This is a genomic window from Bradyrhizobium huanghuaihaiense (assembly GCF_007830635.1).
GTDB lineage: Bacteria > Pseudomonadota > Alphaproteobacteria > Rhizobiales > Xanthobacteraceae > Bradyrhizobium > Bradyrhizobium huanghuaihaiense.
In genome coordinates this window covers 172863-189841 of the sequence record NZ_VLLA01000010.1, presented here as the reverse complement: position 1 = coordinate 189841, position 16979 = coordinate 172863, and the positions used below count along the sequence as shown (strand labels likewise).

General features: G+C 64.0%; 16 protein-coding genes. 7 read left to right on the top strand and 9 right to left on the bottom strand.

What is annotated here, in order from left to right; all coding sequences use genetic code 11:
- Positions 1 to 48: 48 nt before the first annotated feature.
- Both IQ16_RS21445 and IQ16_RS21440 read left to right on the top strand, forming a co-directional pair.
- On the top strand, positions 49 to 678 hold the full coding sequence (locus IQ16_RS21445; RefSeq protein WP_026311921.1) for a response regulator transcription factor: 630 nt from the start codon (positions 49 to 51) through the stop codon (positions 676 to 678).
- A gap of 168 nt (positions 679 to 846) precedes the next feature.
- Positions 847 to 1482 carry a response regulator gene (locus IQ16_RS21440; RefSeq protein WP_018642565.1) on the top strand — a complete coding sequence of 212 codons (636 nt, stop codon included), beginning with the start codon at positions 847 to 849 and terminating at the stop codon, positions 1480 to 1482.
- A 47-nt stretch (positions 1483 to 1529) separates the two neighbouring features.
- Here IQ16_RS21440 and IQ16_RS21435 read toward each other — a convergent pair whose 3' ends face one another.
- A complete protein-coding gene (locus IQ16_RS21435; RefSeq protein ID WP_145831730.1) occupies positions 1530 to 2855 on the bottom strand; it encodes an NAD(P)/FAD-dependent oxidoreductase in 1326 nt (441 codons plus the stop codon).
- A gap of 235 nt (positions 2856 to 3090) precedes the next feature.
- On the opposite strand from IQ16_RS21435, the gene IQ16_RS21430 reads away from it, so the two are divergent.
- Entirely contained in the window at positions 3091 to 3567 is a 477-nt protein-coding gene (locus IQ16_RS21430) for an Lrp/AsnC family transcriptional regulator (protein WP_018642567.1), read from the top strand.
- Positions 3568 to 3579: 12 nt separating this feature from the next.
- On the opposite strand, the gene IQ16_RS21425 is transcribed toward IQ16_RS21430, so the two are convergent.
- The 6 genes from IQ16_RS21425 to IQ16_RS21400 form a co-directional block, all read right to left on the bottom strand.
- Entirely contained in the window at positions 3580 to 5241 is a 1662-nt protein-coding gene (locus IQ16_RS21425) for an ABC transporter ATP-binding protein (protein WP_018642568.1), read from the bottom strand.
- Complete coding sequence (locus IQ16_RS21420) at positions 5238 to 6092, bottom strand: ABC transporter permease (RefSeq protein WP_018642569.1); 855 nt, start codon at positions 6090 to 6092, stop codon at positions 5238 to 5240. The genes IQ16_RS21425 and IQ16_RS21420 overlap by 4 nt, the downstream gene beginning before the upstream one ends.
- On the bottom strand, positions 6089 to 7039 hold the full coding sequence (locus IQ16_RS21415; protein WP_026311922.1) for an ABC transporter permease: 951 nt from the start codon (positions 7037 to 7039) through the stop codon (positions 6089 to 6091). The genes IQ16_RS21420 and IQ16_RS21415 overlap by 4 nt, the downstream gene beginning before the upstream one ends.
- Positions 7040 to 7125: 86 nt before the next feature.
- Positions 7126 to 8730, bottom strand: a complete 1605-nt coding sequence (locus IQ16_RS21410; protein WP_018642571.1) for an ABC transporter substrate-binding protein — start codon at positions 8728 to 8730, stop codon at positions 7126 to 7128.
- Between the two features lie 274 nt (positions 8731 to 9004).
- Complete coding sequence (locus IQ16_RS21405) at positions 9005 to 10381, bottom strand: aspartate aminotransferase family protein (RefSeq protein WP_018642572.1); 1377 nt, start codon at positions 10379 to 10381, stop codon at positions 9005 to 9007.
- Positions 10382 to 10393: 12 nt separating this feature from the next.
- Positions 10394 to 11245, bottom strand: coding sequence for a GNAT family N-acetyltransferase (locus IQ16_RS21400; protein ID WP_018642573.1), 852 nt, complete (start codon positions 11243 to 11245; stop codon positions 10394 to 10396).
- Between the two features lie 170 nt (positions 11246 to 11415).
- Between IQ16_RS21400 and IQ16_RS21395 the strand changes: the two genes are divergently transcribed.
- Together IQ16_RS21395 and IQ16_RS21390 are read left to right on the top strand one after the other, a co-directional pair.
- On the top strand, positions 11416 to 12084 hold the full coding sequence (locus IQ16_RS21395; RefSeq protein WP_026311923.1) for a haloacid dehalogenase type II: 669 nt from the start codon (positions 11416 to 11418) through the stop codon (positions 12082 to 12084).
- 16 nt (positions 12085 to 12100) lie between these two features.
- Positions 12101 to 13375, top strand: a complete 1275-nt coding sequence (locus tag IQ16_RS21390) for an NAD(P)/FAD-dependent oxidoreductase (RefSeq protein WP_018642575.1) — start codon at positions 12101 to 12103, stop codon at positions 13373 to 13375.
- 33 nt (positions 13376 to 13408) lie between these two features.
- Here the strand turns inward: IQ16_RS21390 and IQ16_RS21385 are convergent, their stop codons facing one another.
- Complete coding sequence (locus IQ16_RS21385) at positions 13409 to 14866, bottom strand: NAD-dependent succinate-semialdehyde dehydrogenase (RefSeq protein ID WP_018642576.1); 1458 nt, start codon at positions 14864 to 14866, stop codon at positions 13409 to 13411.
- An 86-nt stretch (positions 14867 to 14952) separates the two neighbouring features.
- Entirely contained in the window at positions 14953 to 15303 is a 351-nt protein-coding gene (locus IQ16_RS21380) for a cupin domain-containing protein (protein ID WP_018642577.1), read from the bottom strand.
- Positions 15304 to 15639: 336 nt separating this feature from the next.
- On the opposite strand from IQ16_RS21380, the gene IQ16_RS21375 reads away from it, so the two are divergent.
- Together IQ16_RS21375 and IQ16_RS21370 are read left to right on the top strand one after the other, a co-directional pair.
- Positions 15640 to 16542, top strand: coding sequence for a GNAT family N-acetyltransferase (locus tag IQ16_RS21375; protein ID WP_018642578.1), 903 nt, complete (start codon positions 15640 to 15642; stop codon positions 16540 to 16542).
- Positions 16543 to 16765: 223 nt separating this feature from the next.
- On the top strand, positions 16766 to 16954 hold the full coding sequence (locus tag IQ16_RS21370) for a hypothetical protein (protein WP_018642579.1): 189 nt from the start codon (positions 16766 to 16768) through the stop codon (positions 16952 to 16954).
- Positions 16955 to 16979: the final 25 nt, after the last annotated feature.

The following is a 16979-nucleotide window of genomic DNA, read 5'->3' as shown; positions in this document are numbered from 1 at the left end:
GGCCGGATGGGCGGCCGAACCGCCGTGAAGGATTGGGAGCGTGCTGCCATGAAACGAATTCTCATAGCTGACGATCACGAAGCGGTGCGGTCTGGCTTGCGTGCGGTGCTCGAACAGCGGGCGGATTGGGAGGTGGTGGCCGAGGTCACCGATGGCGGCCGGGCGGTCGCTGCGGCGATCGAGAGCCAGCCTCACGTCGCCATCCTCGATTTCTCGATGCCCCGCATGACCGGCGTGGAGGCGGCGCGGCGGATCAAGGACCATCCATTGCAGACCGAGGTCCTGATCTTCACCGTGCACAATTCGGGCCTGATCGCGCAGCAGGCATTCGAGGCCGGCGCGCGTGCGTTCCTGGTCAAGTCGGACGCCAACAAGCTGCTGCTTGCGGCGGTCGAGGCGTTGCTGCTGCACCGGCCGTTCTGCACCACGAGCTGCGTGACGGAATTCGACCGCGGCTCGGGCGCCAACGGCGAGCGGCATCACGAGCTGACGGCGCGCGAGCAGCTCGTGGTCAAGCTGGTTGCGGAAGGCTACAGCAACAAGGGGATCAGTGCGATCCTCAATCTCAGCGTCAAGACAACCGAGGCGCATCGGGCGGCTGCGATGCGCAAGCTCGAGGTGAATTCGACGGCGGGCCTCGTCCGATACGCGGTCCGGACCGGGCTGGTCGAGGCCTGAACGGTGACGTCGGCGAACCGACCCTGGGCGTCAGTACCTTCGCCGGGACATCTCAGGGTTTTGTTGGATAACGCTGGCCGCAGGGCGCCGTATGATCGTTCGACCCTACGGCCGGTCACTGCCGTTGTCCGCCCGGTCGGATAGGAGCCGGCAAACGGGAACGATGTCGTGAAACGCATCTTGATTGCGGATGATCATGAAATCGTACGTTCCGGCCTTCGCGCGATCGTTGGAACGCGGTCCGACTGGATCGTGAGCGGAGAGGCCACCAACGGCGAGCAGGCCGTCGCGCTGGCGCTCGAAACCCGACCGGACATCGTGATTGTCGATTACTCCATGCCGATCATGAACGGCCTGGAGGTCAGCCGCCGCCTCAGGACGCTGCATGTGCGAACGGAGGTGCTGATCCTGACCATGCACGAAAGCGAGGAACTGCTGACGGAGGCCATCCTGGCCGGCATTCGCGGCTTCCTGTTCAAGTCCGATGCCCGCAAGCACCTGATTTCCGCTATCGAAGCCTTGCTCGACGGCAGGCCCTACTTCACCAGCGTCCTCCTGGAGAAGCTGCTGCATGATTACCAGGCGAACAAGCAGAACCGGGCCGACATGCTGCTGACATCACGCGAGCAGAGCGTGGTCCAGCTGATCGCGGAAGGAAATACCAACAGATCCATCAGCGCGATCCTGAATCTGAGTGTGAAGACCGTCGAGACCCATCGCGCCTCGGCCATGCGCAAGCTCAGAATGTCGTCCACCGCCGAGCTGGTGCGCTATGCCGTCCGCAAGAAGCTGGTCTCGCCCTGAACCGATGCTGATGTGGCGCGCCGCTTTGGTGCGTATGACGACCTTTTCTAGAAATCCGAGACCTTTCCGACCGCAAGTCCGGCAAAGCGATCCGGCCGATAGGATTGGGGATCGACGATCGGCGCGGCGCCGGTCACAATGTCCGCGATGAGGTGCCCGGCTCCCGGACCGATACCGAAGCCGTGGCCGCTGAAGCCCGCGGCCAGGACCAATCCAGGCAGGCCGGACGTCTCTCCGATGACCGGCACGCCATCGGGCGTCGAGTCGATGTAGCCGCCCCACGCGGCGGTGATCCTGGTGTCCTTCAGGGCGGGCAACAGCTCGAGCGCCCGCCGATGGGTGAGCGCGATCGTGTTCTGATCGGGCGTGGGATCCAGAATGCGCATGCGCTCCATCGGTGTCGGCTCGCTCACGCGCCAACGCTGCAGCGTTTCGTGCCCGGACCTGGCGCCTTCGAGGCCGCCCGGGAGCAGACTGCGCCAGCGCCGCAGAAACATCGGCAGGAATTGCGGGGCGAAGCGCAGCTGTTGCGCAGTCGGATCGACCCGGCCCCGGCCGCTGATGGCGAGCGTATAGCCGCCGTCGCCACGTTTCGTCACCGAAACAGCGGCAGTGTGGAGTGCATCCGGCAAGCCCTTCGCACCTTGCGACACCGACAGGATGGACGAGCGGATCGAGGCGAGTGGCAGACGGATGCCGGCCTGATGGCAGAACGACGACGACCACGCGCCGCCCGCCAATATGGCGATACGTGTGCGAATCGTACCGCGCTCCGTCACGACCGCGCTCACGCAGCCGCCTTCGGTCTCCAGCCCGCGCGCTGCGCACATCTGATGCACCGTGCCCCCGCGCCTGAGCATTGCCCGCGCCACCGCTGGCGCAGCCCTGGCGGGATCGGCGATGCCGTCGGTCGGCGAGAACACGCCACCCTTCCAGTCGCGTCCCGTCGCTGCGCCGCGCTGGGTCGCCGCGGTCGCATCAAGCATGTGCGTGGTGACGCCGGCCGTCCGCGCGAAGTCGCGCCAGCGCGCCCAGCCCTCGAGCTCTGCCTCGTCGTTGCTGAGATACAGAAGGCCGCAGCGGGAGAAGCCGGTGCTCTCGCCGCTCTCACTGCCGAACTTCTCCCACAGGTCCAGGCTCTTCGTGGCCATCGGCAGCTCGCGGGCATCGCGATTTTGCTGCCGGCACCAGCCCCAGTTGCGGCTGGACTGCTCAGCCCCGATTCGTCCCTTCTCCACGAGGGCGACGCCAAGCCCCCGCAGGGTGAGATAGTAAGCTGCGAACACCCCGATGATGCCGCCTCCGATGACCACCACGTCGGCGCTATGGGGAAGATCCGGCGAGGTCTCGATATGGCTGAGTGGGGCAGGCATCCTGGTTTCCTAGATTTCGCTCGTCACAGGGTAAATCGCCCATCGGCGCGAGCGGCACTGGATTTGATGGTAGTCCAGCATTTTATGCTGTATCCTCAAGGCATCGCAAAACCACGTTTTTCTCGAACAATACGGCTTCGATGGGAAACGATGGCTGCGGGCAAGGTGAGCCTTCAGCTCATTGTACCAAATTTTCTGTTGTGCCTTCTGGCGCCTGCTCGATGGAGAGAGACCAATGAAGCTGGATCGGATCGACATCAAGATCCTCCACGAACTCCAGAAGAACGGTCGCATCACCAATGTCGAGCTTGCCGAGCTGGTGAATCTGTCGCCCAGCCCGTGTCTCATGCGCGTGAAGAGATTGCAGGCCGAGGGCTACATCGAGGGATATGCCGCCCAAATCAACGTGCGCAAGCTGGGACAGACGCTGACGGTGTTCACCGAAGTGACGTTGAAGAACCATCGACAGATCGACTTCGCTCGTTTCCTGTCGGCGGTCGACAAGGTCGACCAGTTGATCGAATGCCATCTGGTCTCGGGAGGTTACGACTACATGCTGAAGTTCGTCACCGCCAGCATCGGCGAGTACCAGACGATCATGGAACGGTTGACGGACATGGATATCGGCATCGACAAGTATTTCAGCTTCGTCGTCCTCAAATCGCCCATCGTCCGGTCGCAGATGCCGCTGACCAGCCTGTTTCCGGCTTGATGCCGGCTGCGCCTACGGATGGCCATAGGCCCGGACCTGTTCGGCATCCCGTTCCAGATTGTCGAGCCAGCGGGTATCGAGCTTGGGCACCGAAGAGAACAGCAGCCGCGTATAAGGGTGCTCCGGTGCTGCCAGACGGGTTGACGCGATCTGTTCGACCTTCTGACCGCGATACATCACGATGATTTCGTCGCAGATCGCCTCGACCACCGACAGGTCATGGCTGATGAAGATGTAGGAGATGCCGAGTTCGCGCTGCAACTCCTTCAGCAGCTCGACCACCGCGGCCGCCACGACCGTGTCGAGGGCCGACGTGATCTCGTCGCACAGGATGAGCGTCGGCTCGGCAGCGAGTGCCCGGGCAAAGTTCACGCGCTGTTTCTGGCCGCCTGACAGCTCTCCCGGCAATCGATGCCGCACGGATTTGGGCAGCCGAACCAGATCGAGCAGATCGTTGACGCGCGCATCGCGCGTCTTGCCTCTCATGCCGTGGTAGAAGGCGAGGGGACGCCTCAGGATGTCTTCCACCGACTTTGCCGGGTTGAGCGCGGTGTCCGCGTGCTGGAACACGATCTGGATCTCGCGGAGCTCGTTGCGGGTGCGGTTGCGGCCGGCCTTTCCCAATTCGCGCCCGTTGAAGACGATGTCGCCCGCATGGGCCGGCAGGATGCCGGCAATCGCCCGGGCAAGCGTCGACTTGCCGCAGCCGGATTCGCCGATGATGCCGAGATTCCGGCCCTGATCCAGCTTGAGGCTGACCGCCTGCACGGCCTTGATCAGCGGCTGTCCGTCGCGCGAGCGAGGTCCGTAGCCGACCGTGAGATTGTCGACCTCCAGCAACGGGCGCTTCGTCGCGCTCTTGCCGTCAGGCTCCCGTTGCTGGGCCTTTGGCCTGAACGCGGCCAGCAGCTCCCTGGTGTAGGGGTGCTGGCCCCCCTCGAGGATATCGTTGGTCGCTCCCATTTCCTGGACCGTACCGTCCTTGAGCACGACGATCCTGTCGGCGATCTGGGCGACCACGGCCAGATCATGCGAGACGTAGACGCCGGCGATGTTGTGCTGCGCCGTGACGGACTTGAAGGCCCGCAGCACCTCGACCTGCGTCGTGACATCGAGCGCCGTGGTGGGCTCATCGAAGATGACCACCTTCGGCTGGCCGATCAGGGCCATCGCGGCGGCAAGGCGCTGCAGCTGACCGCCGGAGACCTGGTGCGGGTAGCGGTTGCCGATCGTTTCGGGGTGCGGCAGCGACAGGGCCTTGAAGAGCAAGAGGGCTTTCGCCTGCGCCTCAGTGGCCGACATGAGCCTGTGAATCCGCGCCACCTCGATGACCTGGTCCATGATGGTGAGCGCAGGGTTGAAGGCGGCCGCAGCGCTCTGTGGCACATAGGCGACGCCCGTCCCGCGAATGCCGGCGCGTTCCGCTTCCGAAAGCTTCACCATGTCGACGCCGCCCACCCGCACCTCGCCGCCGGTGATCGCGCAGCCCTGCCGCGCGTAGCCCATCAGCGTCATGGCAATCGTGGTCTTGCCCGAGCCGCTCTCGCCGATGAGGGCGACGATCTCGCCTTCGGCAATGTCGAGGCTGACGCCCTTGATGATCTCGACCCGCCTGCCGGCGTCGGTCGTTGCTTCAACCCTGAGATTGCGGATCTCGACGAGGTTTCCCGTCATTCGGCGCTCCGGTCGCGGATCCTGCGCGGCAGGTTATCGATCAGAAGGTTGACGCTGATGGTGAGACTTGCGATCGCGAGCGACGGGAAGATCACCGCCGGCGCGCCAAAGGGCAGCCCGCCGATGTTCTCGCGAACCAGTGCACCCCAGTCCGCGTAGGGCGGTTGCACGCCGAGCCCGAGAAACGACAGGCCGGAGAGCAGCAGCACGATGAAGACGAAGCGCAGGCCGAGATCGGCGAGCACGGGGCCGAGAATGTTTGGAAGAATCTCGGAGGCGATGAGATAGGGCAGGCGTTCGCCTCTGATACGGGCGACCACCATGAAGTCCATTGTATTGACGTTGACGGCGAGGGCGCGAGCGAAGCGATAGGCGCCGGGCGTATAGATCACCGAGAGCGTCGCAATGAGTGCCGGGATCGACGAGCCGACCGCGGCGACCACGACGAGGCCGAACAGCTTGCTGGGAATAGAGTTGAGCGCATCGAGAAACCGGCTCAGCAGGCTGTCGCACCAACCTCCGGCGACTGCCGCAGTCATGCCGAGCGCGACGCCGCTGAAGCAGGCAATGGAGACGGCCGCAAGCGAGATGCCAAGCGTATAGCGCGCGCCCATCAGGATGCGCGAGAAGATATCCCGGCCGAGATAATCGGAGCCGAACCACAGGTCCCGGCTCATGGGGCCAAAATAGTCGGCGTCGACGATCTCGCCCACGGAATGCGGGATGATCTGCGGAGCGAACAGGGCGACGCCGGCCCAGAGGAGGATGATGCCAAGGGCCGACACGCCCACGAGATTGAAGCGATAGCCCAAGCGCATGTTGAGCCGGCCTGACGAGGTCGGATTCGTCATCGGAGCCTCGGATTGGACACGACGGCAATGATGTCGGCGGCCGTGATCAGTGCCAGATAACCCAGGCAGAAGATCATCGCGCAGGTCTGGATCAGTGGCAGGTCACGGGTCGAAACGGCATCGACCATCAGCTTAGCCACGCCGGGATAGTTGAAGATGGTCTCCACGATGATGACGCCGCCGAGCAGGTACGACAGCGAGAGCGCGACTGCATTGACGATGGGGCCGAGCGCATTCGGCAGGGCATGTCGCAGCACGAGCCGGGGACGCGAGGCGCCCTTGAGCAGCGCCATCTCGACATAGGGTGTGTTCAATGTTTCGACCACGGCGGCGCGCGTCATGCGGATCATCTGCGCGGAAACGCCGAACGTGAGTGTCATGACCGGCATCGCGTAGATCCGCACCAGGTCATGGAACGACTTGACCTCGTTGGTGAGAGAAAGCGCCGGCAGCCATTTGAGGTAGACCGCGAAGAGCAGCACAGCCAGCGTTGCGATCATGAACTCCGGCACCGAGATGATGCCGATGGTTCCGACGGTCACGATGCGGTCGTACAGCGTGCCGCGCCACATCGCAGCGGTGATGCCGAGCGTCAGCGCAAGAGGGACTGCGATCGCGGCAGTCAGTCCAGCCAGCTTCATCGTGTTGACGAACCGTCCGCTGATCAGAGTAGCGACCGGGGCATTGTTTGCATAAGACTTGCCGAAATCGCCCTGGAAGAGGCCGGCGATCCATCTCAGGAAGCGGATGATGGCGGGATCGTCGAGATGCATGGCCTTGCGCAGGCCCTCGACGGCTTCAGGTGTCGCGGATTGCCCGAGCAGGATGGTGGCAGTGTCGCCGGGCAGGAGCGCGGTCGCAAAGAAGACGGCGAAGGAAACGATCACGAGCGTGATCAAGGCGATGAGTAGCCGCCTCACCACAAGCGAAGAAACTTGTCCTCTCACATTCGTCCTCCACGCCCCGCCCCGTCATTTCATTCAGCTCGGGTTCCGATCTCGGGATCCCGAGGCGTGACTTCGCCTGGCGCCGGTCAGGCGGTCAGCCAGACATATTCGGCGAAGGCGTATCCCATCATGCCGCCGAGCGGGTTGGGCTGCAGTCCCTTCAGCTTGGCGGTGATGGCGTCCACGTTGGAGATATAGGCCGGGATGATGGTGCCGGCTTGTTCCGACACCAGGACCTGCATTTCATTGTACATCTCGCGCCGCTTGGCCTGATCGAGCGAGCCGCGGGCCTCGACCAGCATCTTGTCGAATTTCTCCGAGACGAAGCGGCTCTCGTTCCACGCCGCATCCGACTTGTAGAGGAGGGAGAACAGGATGTCGGGTGTCGGACGCGGGTTGATATTGCCGAAATGGATCGGCGCCTTCAGCCAGTAATTGCTCCAGTAACCATCGGAGGGCACGCGCTTCACATCGAGCTTCATGCCGATCTGGGCGGCGCTTGCCTGGACGATCATGGCCATGTCGATCGACGAACCGGCAGCCTCGGAAGCGATGACCTCGATGGTCTGACCCAGCACGCCGGCCTTCTGGAAATGGAATTTTGCCTTGTCCGAATCGAACGATTTCGGCTTGAGGGCCGCATTGTGGTAGGCGTTGGCGGGCGAGACGGGTTGGTCGTTGCCGACGACGCCGAAGCCGCGCAGAGCCGATTTGACGATCTGCTCGCGGTTGACGAGGTATTTCATGCCCTCCACGAAATCGCTGACGTTGCCGGGCGCCATGTCCATGCGGATGTTCAGGTCGGTGTAGGTGCCCGACGTGGTCGTCGACAGCGCAAGGCCATCCTTGCCGTCGAGGAGGCGCACCGATCGTGGGTTGATCGAGGCGGCGAGATGGATGTCCCCGGACAACAGGGCATTGATCCGCGCGTTTTCGTCCGGAATCGCGAAGAACTCGAATGAATCGACATTCGGCCCTCCCTTGAAGTAGTTCGGATTCCGCGCGCCGATCGAGCGTTCGCCGGGGGTGAACTGCTTGCACGTGAAGGCGCCGGTGCCGTTGCCCGAGGAGAAGTCGGTGGTGCCGTCGGCCACGATCATGAAGTGATGCATGGACAGGATCGTCGGCAGGTCTGCGTTGGGATTCGCCAGCGTCACCTCGAGGGTGCTCTTGTCGACGGCCTTGAAGCCGGTCATCTGGGACGCGATCGCAGCGACCTTCGATCCGGTCGCCTTGTCCAGATGGCGCTTCAGCGAGAAGATGACGTCGTCGGCGCTCAGCTCCTTGCCGTTGTGGAAGGTGACGCCCTTCTTGAGCTTGATCGTCCAGGTCTTGGCATCGCCGCTCTCGATCGATTCGGCGAGCTCCATCTGGGGCACGCCGGTCTGGTCGAGAAATGTCAGGCGATTGTAGAAGGAGCAGCAGCGAACATAGTCGGTCGAGAGCGAGGCCTTGGCCGGGTCCAGCGTGTCGGCGGTCGAGGAGGACCAGGCCGCGGCTTTCAGGGCGCCGCCTTTCACGGGTGTCGCCGCCACCGCTTCCGACGCGCGGCCGAAGATCGTGCCGGCTGCCGCCATGGCCACGCCATTGGCGAGCATCAGCTTCAGAAGATCGCGGCGCGAAGCCCCGCGCCGAATGGCGTTCTCGATCGTGGCATCGTCTGAACAGGACCAGTTCGTCGTGTCGCTCATGTCAATCCCCTCGCTGGCTAAGGCTACGACCCGTACTGCGGTGAGCGGCAGATTGTTCTGCCGCGCCGTTGTGGTGGATGCCGGCGTGGTCCGTCGTAACGACGGTGCCCTGTCTCCACTCAGAACTGCACTTCTTTCCTGCGATCAAAGTCTCGCAGGATAGTTCGGCGGCTTTGGCCGAAAAACCCGCGAGCCGCGGCACAAAATTGCGAAGATGTCTCTGTTTCCAGTGTTTCGGACCTGCCTCCAGCCCGCTCGTTGTGCGTGCCTATTATTATCGCAGTGCGGCGCGAACTTCGGCATCAGCCAGCGTATCGTCCAGTGTCCTGGCGGTGCGCTCGATGATGGCGTCGATCTCGGACTCGGAGCAGCAGAGCGGCGGGGCGTAACCCAGTACGCCGGTGGGGAAAGCCCGGATGACGAGGCCGTTCTTCCAGGCGCGGTCGAAGATGCGCTTCGCCGGCTCGGCCGCGGCAGGAAGCGGCGTCTTGCGTTGCTTGTCGGTGACGAGTTCGACGGCGGCCAGCATGCCGCGGCCGCGCACGTCTCCAACCAGGGGATGATCCCTGAGCGATTGAAGCCCAGCGATCAGACGCGCACCCGCTCTCGCGCCATTCTCGAGCAGGCCGTTTTCGTAGAGGCGCAACACTTCCAGGGCGACCGCGGCGCTGACTGGATGGGCGGAGTAGGTGTAACCGTGGCCGACGGCGCTGGAGCCTGCGGCATCGGCAATCGCGTCGTAGACGTGATCCGACATGAAGACCGCGCCCATAGGGACGTATCCCGAGGTCAATCCCTTGGCGACCGTCATGAGATCGGGGATGATGTCGTCCTCGCTGCATGCGAACAGCGGCCCGGTTCTGCCGAACCCCGTGATGACTTCATCTGCGACGAAGAGGATGCCATGCGCCTTGCACCGCGCGCGCATGGCCTTCATCCAGCCCTTTGGTGGTACGAGCACGCCACCTGAGCCCTGGATCGGTTCGGCATAGAACGCGGCGACGCGTTGCGCGCCGCCGATCTCCTCGATCTTCGCGTCGAGCGCGGCGAGCGAGGCTGCGATGATGGCGTCATCATCCGCGCCGGCCGGATTGCGATAGACATAGTGCGAGGGGATCCTGTGCTGCCAGCTCAGCGGCACGCCGAAGCCGGCATGGAAGGCGGGCAGGGCCGTCAGCCCGGCGCCGACGGTCGAAGACCCGTGATAGCCCTGTTCCACCGAGATGAAATGCTCGCGCAGCGGCTCGCGCCGGGCGTGCCAGTAATAGCGGACGAAGCGGACCGTGCTGTCGACGGCGTCCGAACCGCCGAGCGTGAAATAGACATGGTTGAGGTCGCCGGGCGCGCGCTGCGCCAACTCGGCAGCAAGGCGGATCGCGGGCTCTGAGCCAAGGCTGAAATAGCCCGTCGCGTAGGGAAGCTCCCGCATCTGGCTGGCAGCGGCCGCAACGATGCTCTCGTGCCCGTAGCCGGCATTGACGCACCAGAGTCCGGCGAAGCCGTCGATCAACTGATGTCCGGAAGCATCCGTCACGGTCGCTCCCCTGGCCGACGTGAGAACCTTGACGCCGGCCGCTTCGTGACCCCGGTAGGATGCGACCGGGTGGATGAGGTGAGCCCGGTCGAGCTCGACGAGCGAATTGCTCAGCATCAAAGTCTCCGTCTATCCAAAAGCCTGGCTGGCGAGGGCGAATGTCGTGAATGTCGTGGATGTGGAGGGACTGGACTGAACCGCGACGGGGCGCTGCATGGCGATGCCGTCGCCCACCTGGACCAGCCCTTGCTCCGAGAGCCAGGCGCTCAATTGCGAGGCTTCGGCAGTATCGACGCGAACGAAACGCCCTTCGCTTCGGGCCATGAAGAAGCTGAGCAGGGCTTTTCCGTCATCGACATTCGCTGCAACCACAGGTCCGATCACTTCACCCCTGCCGAAGGCGCGCGACGCCGCAAATCCGGTGATCCCGCGGCCATGATCGAGCACGGCGAGTTGGCCGACCTCCGCGAGCGTCCGCAGCAGACATCTGCGGTCGGCGCCGAACGCGCTTCGGTCGAGCTCGAGGACGTCGAAGACGTCGTGCGACCCGGCCGGCCGGACATTGGCGGGCGCGGCGACCGGCAAGGCCGTTCCCTGGTGCTGGATGATCGTTCCGGTCCTGTGAAAGCCGAGCTTTTGATAGAGCGGCAGGCCTTCGCCGGTCGCAACCAGCCTCAGCACACGCAATCCCGCCTGCTCAATGATGGCTTCCATGAGCCGGCGTCCCAATCCGCGGCCGCGGGCGGATTCATCGACGATGACCATGTTGACGGTCGCGACGTCCCGTTTGTAGGGCGTCATCAGGATCGTTCCGACAACGGTCGAAGCATCCGTATCCAGGGCGACGACCCCCGCGCTGAGGTCGAGCGCCAGTTGCCAGTCCTCGAGGCGGTGCGGCCATCCGGCTTGGCGCGAAAGACGTAAGGCGCCCTCGAGATGGTCGGGGCGAAAGGCCGTGAGCGATATGGTGCTCTGGGTCATTGACTCGTGTTCCTGTCCGGCACCAGTTTCTTATCTCGGCGACGTGCAGATCGTCTGAAGGGCCCGGCGCGAACGATATCTTCCACCGCAGCCGGCGAAAAAGCCGCATCTTATGCCGCGTTGACGTTCTATGGTTGCAGCCCTGAGCGCGAGCGCACCAGGATAGGATGATGAGCCAGTTTCGCCCGAAATACGTGACCTTCGACTGCTACGGCACGCTGACGAACTTCCAGATGGCGGAAGCGGCGCAGGATCTCTATCGCGCGCACCTTCCTGAAGCGCAAATGACCGCGCTCGTGCGCGATTTCGCGGCATATCGGCTCGACGAAATTCTCGGCGACTGGAAGCCCTATGCCGACGTGATCCATAACGCGCTGGAGCGTGCATGCAAGCGCAACGGCGTCGCCTTCAAGTCCGAGCACGGGCAGATGGTCTATGACCGCGTGCCGAGCTGGGGACCGCATCCCGACGTTCCTGCCGGCCTTGCCAGGGTCGCCAAGGAGATTCCGCTCGTCATTCTCTCCAACGCCATGAATGCGCAGCTTCCGTCCAACGTTGCCAAGCTCGGGGCGCCTTTTCACGCCGCGCTCACCGCCGAACAGGCCCGGTCCTACAAGCCTCGCATGAAGGGCTTCGAATTCATGTTCGACACGCTGGGTTGCGGGCCTGAGGACGTCGTGCACTGCTCCTCGTCCTTCCGCTACGACCTGATGACCGCGCACGACCTCGGCATCAAGAACAAGGTCTGGGTCAATCGGGGGCATGAGCCTGCCAATCCCTATTACGGCTACGTCGAGATCAAGGATATCGGCGGCCTGCCCGGCGTGTTCGGACTCTGAGCCGGCGGGATCTGCGGTGAAATACGTCTCCTACTGGCACGATACCGCACCGCGCTTTTCCGGCGGCGCCGAAGGTCCCGTCGGAGGGCATTATGACGTCGCGGTGATCGGCGGTGGCTTCACGGGTCTCGGAGCCGCGCGCCAGCTCGCCAAGGCGGGAACGAAGGTTGTCGTGCTCGAGGCGGACCGGGTGATCGGCGGCGCATCGGGCCGGAACGGCGGGCATCTTAACAACGGTCTCGCCCACAGCTATCTCGCCGCCAAGGCGGAATTGGGCAAGGAGCGAGCCGTCGCGCTCTACCACGCGCTCGATGCTTCGATCGACACGCTCGAGGCGCTGATCGCGGAGGAGGGCATTGCATGCGATTTTCGCCGCGCAGGCAAGCTGAAGCTCGCCTCCAAGCCGAAGCATCTCGACGCCATCGCGCGCAATTTCGAAGCGGTTCATCGCGAGGTCGATCCGGACACCGCATTGCTGTCTGCGGGGGATCTCGGCGCCGAAATCGGCTCGCCCTTCTTTGGCGCGATGCTCTCGAAGAAGAGCGCGATGATGCATATGGGACGCTATGGCATCGGGCTGGCCGAAGCCGCCAAGCGCCGCGGCGCGATCGTCTTCGAGCAGGCGCCAGTCACCGCGCAGGTGCGCGAGGGATCGCGCCATCGCCTGACCACACCTCGCGGCAGCGTCACCGCCGATCAGGTGCTGCTGGCGACAGGCGCCTACACGACGCCGAATTTCGGCTACTTCCGGCGGCGCCTCGTCGCCGTCGGCAGCTTCATCGTCGCGACCCGTCCGCTGGACGCGGCCGAAATTGCGGCCACCATGCCCGGCAATCGCACGTGCGTCACGTCGATGAATGTCGGCAACTATTTCCGCCTCGCCCCCGACAACCGTCTGATCTTCGGCGGACGGGCGCGCTTCTCGGCGACGTCGGACCAGCGCTCCGACGCAAAGAGCGGCGCCGTTCTCGTCGACGGTCTCACGCGAACCTTCCCGCAGCTCGCCGGCATCGAGATCGACTATTGCTGGGGTGGGCTCGTCGACATGACCAGTGACCGCTTCCCGCGCGCCGGCCATCAGGACGGGCTGTGGTATGCGATGGGTTATGCAGGTCACGGCGCGCAACTGTCGACCCATCTCGGCATGATCATCGCCGATGCGATGCTCGGACGCGAAGACCGAAATCCGATGAAGGGCCTCGACTGGCCCGCGGTGCCCGGTCACTTCGGCAAGCCGTGGTTCCTGCCGCTGGTGGGATTGTACTACAAGATGCTTGATCGCGTGCAGTAGGGCGAAAGGGCTACGCCTTTCGCCCGCTGCCGCCTAGCCCAGCCCACCAATGTGGAAGGCCTTGGTCGCGAGGTATTCCTCGATTCCGATCTGTGCTCCTTCGCGTCCCAGGCCGGATTGCTTGATGCCGCCGAACGGGGCGACCTCGGTCGACACCATGCCGGTGTTGAGGCCGACCATGCCGGCCTCGAGCGCCTCCGCAACGCGCCAGGACCGCTTCAGATCGCGCGTATAGAAATAGGCGGCGAGGCCGAAGGGCGTCGCATTTGCGATGGCGATCGCCTCCTCGTCGGTCTCGAAGCGGAACAGAGGCGCCACGGGACCAAATGTCTCCTCGTGCGCCAGCACCATGTCGGTGGTCGCCCCGGTCAGGACGATCGGCGCGGTGAATTGCGGGCCCTTGGGCAGGCTCGCCGGTTGGGCGGCAATACGGGCGCCCTTCGACAGTGCGTCGGCGACATGGCGATTGATCTTGCTGATCGCCGCTTCGTTGATCATCGGCCCGATCGCCACGCCCGGCTCGAGGCCCGATCCCACCTTCATGGACTTGACGCGGGCGACGAGCTTGTCCGCAAAGGCATCATAAACGCCGGCCTGCACGAGGATCCTGTTGGCGCAGACGCAGGTCTGGCCGCCGTTGCGGAATTTCGACATGATTGCACCCTCGACCGCGAGGTCGAGGTCGGCATCGTCGAAGACGATGAAGGGCGCATTTCCGCCGAGCTCGAGGCTGACGCGCTTGATGCTGTCAGCGGCACCGCGCATGAGCAGCGAGCCGACGCGGGTCGAGCCGGTGAACGAAATCTTGCGCACCGTCTCGTTCGCCATGAGCTCGGCACCGATCTCGGTCGGCAGGCCGGTGACGATGTTGATGACACCGGCGGGAATGCCGGCGCGCTCGGCCAGCACGCCGAGAGCCAGCGCCGAATAGGGCGTGAAGTCCGATGGCTTGATCACGACGGTGCATCCCGCCGCGAGCGCCGGAGCCACCTTGCGGGTGATCATCGCGTTCGGGAAATTCCAGGGCGTGATGATCGCACACACGCCCACCGGCTCCTTAAGCACGACGATGCGCCGGTCCGGTGTGGGCGAGGGGATCGTGGTGCCAGCGATCCGCCGGGCTTCCTCTGCGAACCATTTGACGAAGGAGGCGCCGTAGCGAATCTCGCCCTTGGCCTCCTCCAGCGGCTTGCCCTGTTCCAGCGTCAGGATGCGCGCGAGGTCGTCGAGATGCGCGATCATGAGGCCGTGCCAGGCTTCCAGAAGCGCGGCGCGCTCGGCATTGGTCTTCGCGCGCCAGGTCGCGTAAGCCTTCGCAGCCGCTGCAATGGCGGCGCGTGTGTCGTCCCGGCCCATATCCGGCACGGTCCCCAGAACGGTTTGCGTCGCCGGGTCGATCACGTCGATCGTCGCGCGCGAAAGCGCCGCTTGCCATTGGCCGCCGATCAAGCCCTGCTGGCGGAAGAGTTGCTGGTCGCTCAGGTTCTGCATCTGTTGTGCCTTGTCGTTTCAGGAGAGACGGGAGAGTACGGCCGCGCTGATCGCTTCGCTGCGCTCCTCGGGATCGAAGCTCAGGCTCATGACACCGTGACGTAGATCTTGCGGACGGTCTCGATGGTCTTCCAAACGCCGATAAAGCCGGGCTTCATGACGAAGCTGTCGCCGGCCTTGAACGTGATCGGCTCGCCGCCATCCGGCGTGATCTCGATCCTGCCGGCGAGGATGTGACAGAATTCGAAGGTCTCGCCCTTGATGGAGCGCGTCTCGCCCGGCGTCGCTTCCCACACGCCGGTATGCACCAGCTCACCCTTGGCCTCGTCCTGCGCCCAGGTCTTGAAGTGCGGCGCGCCGGCAATGAGCCGCTCCGGGATTGGGCCGGATTCCTCCGGGGCGAACGTCGGGTTGGGATCAATCCGTTTCAGCAGCAAGTTGGGCTCCTCTCAGTAACCACAAGTCCGATCCAGCAGCCCGACGCGGTCGAGCCGCCTCATATCGCTTGATGTTGTCGATGACCGCGCGAGTGGCGCTGTCCGCCGGGGTTTTGGACACGCAGGGCATGGCGGGGTCACCCGATCGCACTATGCTATCGGAGCGGTGTTCCATCCGGTGCCGAAGGCAAGCGCGATTTGGTGGATTGTTTCGCCAGATGGCTGTTCTGAAACGTAATCTGCGGCGGGGTTCGGTTTATGCTGAGCGCCACAGCGGCCCTGGAGCGAACTCGGAACACACTACCGCGACCAAGGTCAGGCCGATCAGGGGGAGACATGAAGTCCCGCACGACCCGTTCGCTGACGATCGACGCATTCGATGCGCGTGCGGTTGACATCGACACGGTCGAGCTCGACCAGCTTTACACCCTCTCGATCGGCGTCGGCTGGCCGCACCGCCCGGAGGACTGGCAGTTTCTGCGCGACACCGGCCACGGCATCGTCGTTCATGATGAAATCGGGCGGGTGCTGGGATCGGCGATGTGGTTTCCCCATGGGACGGATTTTGCCACCGTCGGCATGGTGATCACCTCGCCCCGTCTTCAGGCGCTTGGCACAGCCCAATGGCTCATGAAGCGCATTCTGTCCGCCGCCAAGGGACGCAATCTCCGCCTCAATGCCACGCGTGCAGCGCGCAAGCTTTATCTCTCGCTCGGCTTTCGTCGCGAACGAACGGTGTTCCAGCGGCAAGCCGAGGCGCAGCGGTTCGGTGAGGTGCCGAGCCCTTCCGAAGGGGCCGAGCTGCGGGAGCTGGATCGGAAGGACCTGCCGGCCATCGCTCAACTGGATGCGCAGGCGTTTGGCGCCTCGCGCCTCGACTTGATTGCGGCGCTGCTCGGACAATCCGCCGCGTTCGGACTCTATCGGCAAGGTCGTCTCGAAGCGTTCGCATTGTGCCGCCCGTTTGGGCGAGGGCACGTCGTGGGGCCCGTCGTCGCGTCGAGCGACGAGGATGCGATCCTGGTCGTCGCGCCGCATGTCGCGGTGCACGAAGGACAGTTTCTGAGGATCGACACGCATCTGGCCGACGGGGAGTTCTGCTCCTTCCTGGCCCGGTGTGGCCTCGTCTTTTTCGACACCGTCACGACGATGTCGCTGGGCGGAGAGTTTCGTGATCCGAACGATCGCTCCGGAGACACACCTGTGACCTACGCGCTCGCAAGCCAGGCGCTTGGCTAAATCGAATTGGCCGACGCGCCGCAGCCGGCGTCAAGCTAACCATTGCCGCGCCCGTACCTTTCAGCACGCGATGACGGACGGTCCGCCAATTCAGGTCTTTAGACCGCTGGCGTTTGCGACCCGAGACAATCCACCTTCTAGAGCCGCTCGACTTGCTTGATGGGTTTGGAACGCGGGCTGGCGCCTGCAGTTCCTATCCTCAGGCACGAGAGGGAGGGTCGACATGGCCGACGAACGCTTTGCTTATCTGCTGGGCCAGGCCGCCATGGACGTATGGGGTGATATGCCGCGCGACGTCCAGGAGGCGCTGTTCGAGACGGCGATGAAGGGGCATGCCTCGGAGCGGGAAGCGCTTGCGCGGCTGCTGCACGATCGTCATCCGCGCACGGTACATCCAGCCAAACCTGTTTGAACGGGGGACGAACAACGTCTCGCTG

Coding starts and splice junctions, on each gene's coding strand:
- IQ16_RS21445 (WP_026311921.1), top strand. CDS start 49: ATGAAACGAATTCTCATAGCTGACGATCACGAAGCGGTGCGGTCTGGC.
- IQ16_RS21435 (WP_145831730.1), bottom strand. CDS start 2,855: ATGCCTGCCCCACTCAGCCATATCGAGACCTCGCCGGATCTTCCCCAT.
- IQ16_RS21430 (WP_018642567.1), top strand. CDS start 3,091: ATGAAGCTGGATCGGATCGACATCAAGATCCTCCACGAACTCCAGAAG.
- IQ16_RS21425 (WP_018642568.1), bottom strand. CDS start 5,241: ATGACGGGAAACCTCGTCGAGATCCGCAATCTCAGGGTTGAAGCAACG.
- IQ16_RS21420 (WP_018642569.1), bottom strand. CDS start 6,092: ATGACGAATCCGACCTCGTCAGGCCGGCTCAACATGCGCTTGGGCTAT.
- IQ16_RS21410 (WP_018642571.1), bottom strand. CDS start 8,730: ATGAGCGACACGACGAACTGGTCCTGTTCAGACGATGCCACGATCGAG.
- IQ16_RS21405 (WP_018642572.1), bottom strand. CDS start 10,381: ATGCTGAGCAATTCGCTCGTCGAGCTCGACCGGGCTCACCTCATCCAC.
- IQ16_RS21400 (WP_018642573.1), bottom strand. CDS start 11,245: ATGACCCAGAGCACCATATCGCTCACGGCCTTTCGCCCCGACCATCTC.
- IQ16_RS21395 (WP_026311923.1), top strand. CDS start 11,416: ATGAGCCAGTTTCGCCCGAAATACGTGACCTTCGACTGCTACGGCACG.
- IQ16_RS21385 (WP_018642576.1), bottom strand. CDS start 14,866: ATGCAGAACCTGAGCGACCAGCAACTCTTCCGCCAGCAGGGCTTGATC.
- IQ16_RS21375 (WP_018642578.1), top strand. CDS start 15,640: ATGAAGTCCCGCACGACCCGTTCGCTGACGATCGACGCATTCGATGCG.
- IQ16_RS21370 (WP_018642579.1), top strand. CDS start 16,766: ATGGCCGACGAACGCTTTGCTTATCTGCTGGGCCAGGCCGCCATGGAC.